Below are 6,237 nucleotides of genomic sequence, written 5' to 3'. Positions count from 1 at the left end.
TGCGGAAACGCGGGGCCCGTTCAGGCTGTTGCGTTGAGATTGAAAATCAACCACGATTGCCCAGATTACGCAAAATGTTCTGCCGGTAGATACATCTCCATACCCCTCTACAAAAACCTGTACCTTTTTGTGCAACAAAAAAAGCCGCTCAACCAGCGGCTTTTCTTTTTTGGGTATGAAAAAAGGCGACCGCCCTTTGTGGACGGTCGCCTTTGTTACTTGATGTGAAGTTTGCCTTAGGCGCGGGTCTTGATCTCCTCGGTCACCTTTGCAACAAACTCGTCAACGCTCATCTGGACGGTCTCGTTGGAGCGATCGCGGACGGAGATGTTGCCGGCCTCGACCTCCTTCTCGCCCAAGATGAGCATGTAGGGCACGCGGTCGATGCTGCGAGCCTCACGGATCTTGTAGCCGATCTTCTCGTCGCGGTCGTCGCAGACCACGCGAATGCCGGCCTCCTCCAGCTTGGCGCACACCTCGTGGGCGTAGTCGCGGCTCTTCTCAGAGACGGGAAGCGCCTTGACCTGCACGGGAGCCAACCAAGTGGGGAACTTGCCCGCAAAGTGCTCAATCAGAATGCCAATGAAGCGCTCGATGGAGCCAAAGCACACGCGGTGCAGCATGATGGGGCGCTTCTTGGTGCCGTCGGCATCCACGTACTCCAGATCAAAGTTGAGCGGCATCTGGAAGTCGAGCTGCACGGTACCGCACTGCCAGGTACGGCCGAGCGAGTCCTCCAGGTGGAAGTCGATCTTGGGGCCATAGAAGGCGCCGTCGCCCTCGTTGACCTCGTAGTCCATGCCCAGCTTCTCCAGAGCGGTGCGCAGGCCCTCCTCGGCGCGAGCCCAGTCCTCATCGGAACCCATGGAGTCCTCGGGGCGGGTGGAAAGCTCAACGTGATACTTAAAGCCAAACTTCTGGTATACGGAGTCGATGAGGTTGACCACGCCCACGATCTCGTCGGTCAGCTGGTCGGGGCGCACAAACAGGTGGGCGTCGTCCTGGTTAAAGCAGCGCACGCGGAACAGGCCGTGCAGGGCGCCGCGCAGCTCGTGGCGGTGCACCAGGCCAATCTCGCCGGCGCGAATGGGCAGCTCGCGATAGGAGTGCGGCTTGGAGGCGTACACCAGCACGCCGCCCGGGCAGTTCATGGGCTTAATGCAATACTCTTCGTCGTCGATGACGGTGGAGTACATGTTGTCCTTGTAGTGGTCCCAGTGGCCCGAGGTCTTCCACAGCTGCTTGTTCATGATGAGCGGCGTGGAGATCTCCACGTAGCCGGCCTTGTGGTGGATCTCGCGCCAGTAGTCCAGCAGCGTGTTCTTAAGGATCATGCCGTTGGGCAGGAAGAACGGGAAGCCGGGGGCCTCGTCGCGCATCATAAAGAGGTCCATCTCGCGGCCGATCTTGCGGTGGTCGCGCTTCTTGGCCTCCTCCAGCATGTGCATGTGCTCGTCGAGCTCTTCCTTGGTGGCAAAGGCGACGCCGTTGATGCGGGTGAGCATCTTGTTGTCCTTGTCGCCCTTCCAGTAAGCGCCCGAGACGCCGGTGAGCTTAAAGGCCTTCAGCGCCTTGGTGTAGCAGATGTGGGGGCCGACGCACATGTCGATGTAGTCGCCCTGCTGGTAGAAGGTGATGCGGGCGTCGTCGTCCAGGTCGCCGATGTGCTCGACCTTGTACTTCTCGCCGCGCTCCTCCATAAGAGCGATGGCCTCGGCGCGGGGCTTCTCGTACACGGAAAACTTGAGGTTCTCCTTGACGATCTTCTTCATCTCGGCCTCGATCGCGGGGAAGTCGTCCTCGCTGATTTTGACGCCCTCGGGCAGGTCGACGTCGTAGTAGAAGCCGTTGTCGGTCGCGGGGCCGTAGGCAAAGTCGGCCTCGGGGTACAGGCGCTTGATGGCCTGTGCCATGATGTGCGCGGCGGAGTGGCGGATGACGTGCGTGACCTCGTCCTGCGGGAGCTCGGCCACCGAACCGTCATTGTAGAGTGCCTTCATGGGTATGTTTTCTCCTCTCGGATGCCTGATGCAAGTGCGTGCGATGCGCTCGGCGTTTTAACTTGCATCATTATAGGCAGGTTGCCTTGGTATACAAGCGCCCGCCGCACCTTAATGGCACGGCGGGCGATTTTCTACGCATGCTTCATCGTGTGGGGCGGGGTGCGCGTGTGGCTTGCGCGGGACGCGCGCTGCCCGTGGCTTGCGGCCGGCCCGGCGATGGATGCGTTACTGGATGCGAGTTCGGCAGTAGGGGCAGACCTTCCAGTGCGCATCGAGCGGGCGATGGCAGCTGGGGCAGACGTTTCGAACCTGGGTGTCGCACACCGGGCAGACGACGAAGTCCTTCTCGATGGGCGCGCCGCACTGCGGGCAGGTGCCGTACTGGGCAAGCTGGCGCTCGCGCAGAGCCATGTCCAGCTCCTGCTCCTCGCGGTCGGACGCGTAGGAGTGCGGGCGCAGGACCAGATAGGCGATAAGGCCCACAAACGGGATGAGGGCGATGATGCCCCATGCCACGTAGGCGCTGGCGCCGCGGCGGCGAGCGTCGATGAACACATAGACGACCGACAGCACATACAGGGCAATGATAAAGCCAACGAAGGCATAGACGACGCCCATAAGCTGCGGCGACATGAGCTCGGAGATGTACTTGGACATTGGGGTGTACCTTTCGGAATATTTACAGTCTGCTCAAGTTTACCACGGGGTTTGTTTATATGGGACTACGGCTAGGGGCGGGGCTGGCGCGGACACAAACATCTCAATCTGTAACAGGTGGGAGCGGAATCCGGGTCTAGGTGTTACAGATCGAGACACAGGGGTCCCTCCCCGACTTCAATCTCGATCTGTAACATCTTGGGCCCCAAAACCCCTCTTACTGTTACAGATCAAGACGAACGGTGAGCCCTCCGTTAAATATCTCAATCTGTAACAACAACACGGCAAAAACAGGTCTAACCGTTACAGATTTAGACATTCGAAACCGACTGATAGGTTCATCTAAATCTGTAACATCTAGACCCCAAAACGGTCCCTAGATGTTACAGAACGAGACATTCAAAATCCGCCGGAAGGTTTGTCTCGATCTGTAACATCTAGAACCCAAATCCTCAGCTAACTGTTACAGATTAAGACAAAGAAAACCGTCCAAACCGAATGTCTCAAACTGTAACAACTGGAACCCAAATCCTCGTCCAACTGTTACAGATCGAGACGAACGGTTGCCGTAGTTGTTGGCAGACGAAGTTGTCGACGTTGCCGAGTCTCCCCTCGCCTGCCGTTGGCGGGTGTTGCGGGGCTGTTCGCCGCATTGCCGCCGCACTGGGGATGTGCAGGCCGTAGGATAGTCCTATTGACAGCCTGTCAACTCGTCTGGGAGGCACCGTGGCAGAAACGTTTGATATCGCGATTGTGGGCGCGGGCATCACCGGGTGCGCCATCGCGCGGCAGCTCTCGCGCTATGACTTGTCCATTTGCGTGGTCGAGGCGGCCAACGACATCGCGCTGGGCGCCTCGAAGGCCAACGGCGGCCTGGTGCACGCCGGTTACGATCCGGCTCCGGGCACCGTAAAGGCACAGGTCAATGCCCGCGGCTGCGAACTGTATGGCATCTGGGCCCAGGAGCTGGGCTTTTTGTTCCGCCGCACCGGGTCGATGGTGCTGGGGTTTAACGACGAAGACCGCGCACACCTGGAGAAGCTGCGCCAGAATGGCCTGGCCAACGGCGTGCCCGAGCTGTCGATTATCGGCCCCGAACGTATCCGCGAGCTGGAACCGCGTGCCAGCGCCGACGCAACATGCGCGTTGTGGTGTCCTTCGACCGGTTACGTTGACCCGTTTGAAGTGGCCATCGCCGCGCTGGAGAACGCGGTTGCCAACGGCGTAACGTTTATGCGCTCCGTACCGGTGGAGGCGATTGAGGTTGCTAGCTCACACGACGAGGACGCTGCTGCCGACAGCAAGGACCGCGCGCGCTTTACGCTGGTGACGCCCGCCGGCGACGTGCGCTGCCGTTACCTGATCAACGCCGCGGGCAACGGAGCCGCGGACATCTCGCATATGGCGGGGGCCGAGGAGTTCCAGATGGTCTGGCGCCAAGGCAACATCGTGGTGCTAGACAAAGAGCCGCGTGCGCTCATGCCGCTCTACCCAGTGCCCACGCCAGTTTCCAAGGGCGTTATCGTCACGGGCACCGTACATGGGAACACCGTGATTACCGCGACCGCCGCCGTGCGCGAGCCGGGCGACACGCAGACCTACGCGACCGATGTCGACGCGCTGCTGACCGGCGCGCGCAAGCTGGTGCCCGACCTGGACACGCGCCGCGTGGTGCGCGCGTTTGCCGGCGGACGCCCGGTCATTAAGGGGACGAACGACTTCTTTATTGGGCAGTCGGCCGTGGTGCCGGGGCTGTTCCAGGCGGCAGGCATTCAGTCACCGGGTGTGGCGAGCGCGCCAGCCATTGCCGAGCGCATGGAGCAGGTACTGCGCAATGTCGGCGTGGCCCTGCGCGAACGAGCCGATTGGAATCCGATTCGCCGCGCGCCGGACGACTTCGACCGTGCGCCGCTTGCGCGCAAGGAGGAGCTCATTGAGTCCGACTCCGCGTGGGGGCAGATTGTCTGCCGCTGCGAGACGGTGCCCGAGGCCGAGATTGTTGCCGCGATTCGACGCCGCCCGGGTGCGGTTTCGGTCGAGGGCGTCAAACGCCGCTGCCGTGCCGGCATGGGTCGGTGCCAGAGTGGTTTTTGCCAGAGCCGCGTGGTGGCAATCCTTGCCCGAGAGCTGGGGTGTGATCCCAGCGAGGTGCTGCTGGAGGATGCCGGATCTTGGCTGGTTGAGGGACCACTGAAGGGGGTGCGCTAGGATGGCAAGCTTTGAAGTGAATGCAGCGAGCGCGACCGACGGCGCCGCGGACGCCGTGCCGACGCAGGCCTTCGACGTGGTCGTTATCGGCGGCGGACCTGCCGGCATGGCGGCCGCGCTTTCCGCGCATAAGGCCGGCGCGTGCGTGGCCATCGTGGAGCGCGAGCAGCACTTGGGCGGCATCCTGCGCCAGTGCATCCACCCCGGTTTTGGCCTTTCGCACTTCAAGCAGGAGCTCACCGGCCCCGAGTACGCGCAGCGCTTTATCGACCAGGTGCGCGCGACCAACATTGCGCTGTTCTTGGACAACATGGTGCTCGGGATTGATTCGGGCGAGTCCACGGAAGACGCCGCACTCCACACCGTCACGCTCATGAGCCCCACCGGTATGCTGCAGCTCACCGGGCGTGCGGTCGTCCTTGCCATGGGTTGCCGCGAGCGCACCCGCAGTGAGATCAAGATCCCCGGCAGCCGACCCGCCGGCGTGTTTACGGCCGGCCTGGCGCAGCGATACATCAATATCGAGAACCTCAAGCCCGGCTCGCGCGCCGTCATTTTGGGCTCGGGTGACATCGGGCTTATCATGGCGCGCCGCTGCACGCTCGAGGGGATTTCGGTCGAGGGCGTGTACGAGCTCATGCCGTACGCCAACGGCCTGCGCCGCAACGTTAAGAACTGCCTGGATGACTTTGGTATTCCGTTACATCTGTCTACCACGGTCACGCGCGTGATCGGGCACGACCGCGTGGAGGCTGTCGAGGTGAGCCAGGTTGACGAGCATCTTGCACCCATCCCCGGGACCGAACGCGTTGTTCCGTGCGACACGCTACTGCTTTCGGTGGGTCTGATTCCCGAGAACGAGCTTTCGGTTGCCGCGGGCGTGGAGCTGGACCCACGTACGCGCGGCGCCGTGGTGGACCAGAGTCTGCAGACGGACGTGCCGGGCATATTTGCCTGCGGCAACGTACTGCACGTACACGATCTGGCCGACAACGTGACGACCGAGTCCGAACGCGCCGGCGCAGCCGCGGCGGCGTACGCGCTGGGCTGTGGTGCTGGGGCCGATGCGGGCACTGCGGACGCGGGCTGCGAGCTCACGGTCTCCCCCGCCGGCATTGCGGGCTACGCGCTGCCGGGGCGCATTACGACCGTCGGGCTCACTAAACTTAACTTCCGCGTGCGCCGACCCGTCGACGCCGCCCGCGTGCGCATTCTAGCAGGCGACGAGGAACTGTTCACCGGCAAGGTCCGCCCGTTTAAACCGAGCGTCATGGAAAGCTTCCCGCTGCCGGCAAAGGTGATTCAGCATGCGCTCGACTTGGGTGTTAGCGAGATTGTCCTGTCCGTCGACCCCGTTGAGGAGGCATAG

Annotated in this window: 5 protein-coding genes; 3 read left to right on the top strand and 2 right to left on the bottom strand. The window is 62.0% G+C overall.

Going from position 1 to position 6,237, the window contains the following annotated elements:
• On the top strand, positions 1-228 hold a 228-nt coding region (locus DXC67_RS10590; protein WP_233503164.1), incomplete at its 5' end, for a hypothetical protein.
• 8 nt (positions 229-236) lie between these two features.
• Here the strand turns inward: DXC67_RS10590 and thrS are convergent.
• On the bottom strand, positions 237-2,000 hold the full coding sequence (gene thrS, locus DXC67_RS04900; protein ID WP_055251577.1) for a threonine--tRNA ligase: 1,764 nt from the start codon (positions 1,998-2,000) through the stop codon (positions 237-239).
• A gap of 228 nt (positions 2,001-2,228) precedes the next feature.
• Positions 2,229-2,660 carry a zinc ribbon domain-containing protein gene (locus DXC67_RS04895; protein WP_055251579.1) on the bottom strand — a complete coding sequence of 144 codons (432 nt, stop codon included), beginning with the start codon at positions 2,658-2,660 and terminating at the stop codon, positions 2,229-2,231.
• A gap of 726 nt (positions 2,661-3,386) precedes the next feature.
• Between DXC67_RS04895 and DXC67_RS04890 the strand changes: the two genes are divergently transcribed.
• Together DXC67_RS04890 and DXC67_RS04885 are read left to right on the top strand one after the other, a co-directional pair.
• The gene (locus DXC67_RS04890; RefSeq protein WP_117637574.1) at positions 3,387-4,868 is read left to right on the top strand and encodes an NAD(P)/FAD-dependent oxidoreductase; all 1,482 of its coding nucleotides are present in this window, start codon (positions 3,387-3,389) and stop codon (positions 4,866-4,868) included.
• A gap of 1 nt (position 4,869) precedes the next feature.
• Positions 4,870-6,237 (top strand): NAD(P)/FAD-dependent oxidoreductase, encoded by a 1,368-nt coding sequence (locus tag DXC67_RS04885; RefSeq protein ID WP_117637573.1) that lies wholly within the window; start codon positions 4,870-4,872, stop codon positions 6,235-6,237.

Origin of the sequence: Collinsella sp. TF07-1, assembly GCF_003437235.1 — a bacterium.
Taxonomy (GTDB): Bacteria; Actinomycetota; Coriobacteriia; order Coriobacteriales; family Coriobacteriaceae; genus Collinsella.
This window is presented reverse-complemented; position numbering and strand designations above follow the sequence as displayed.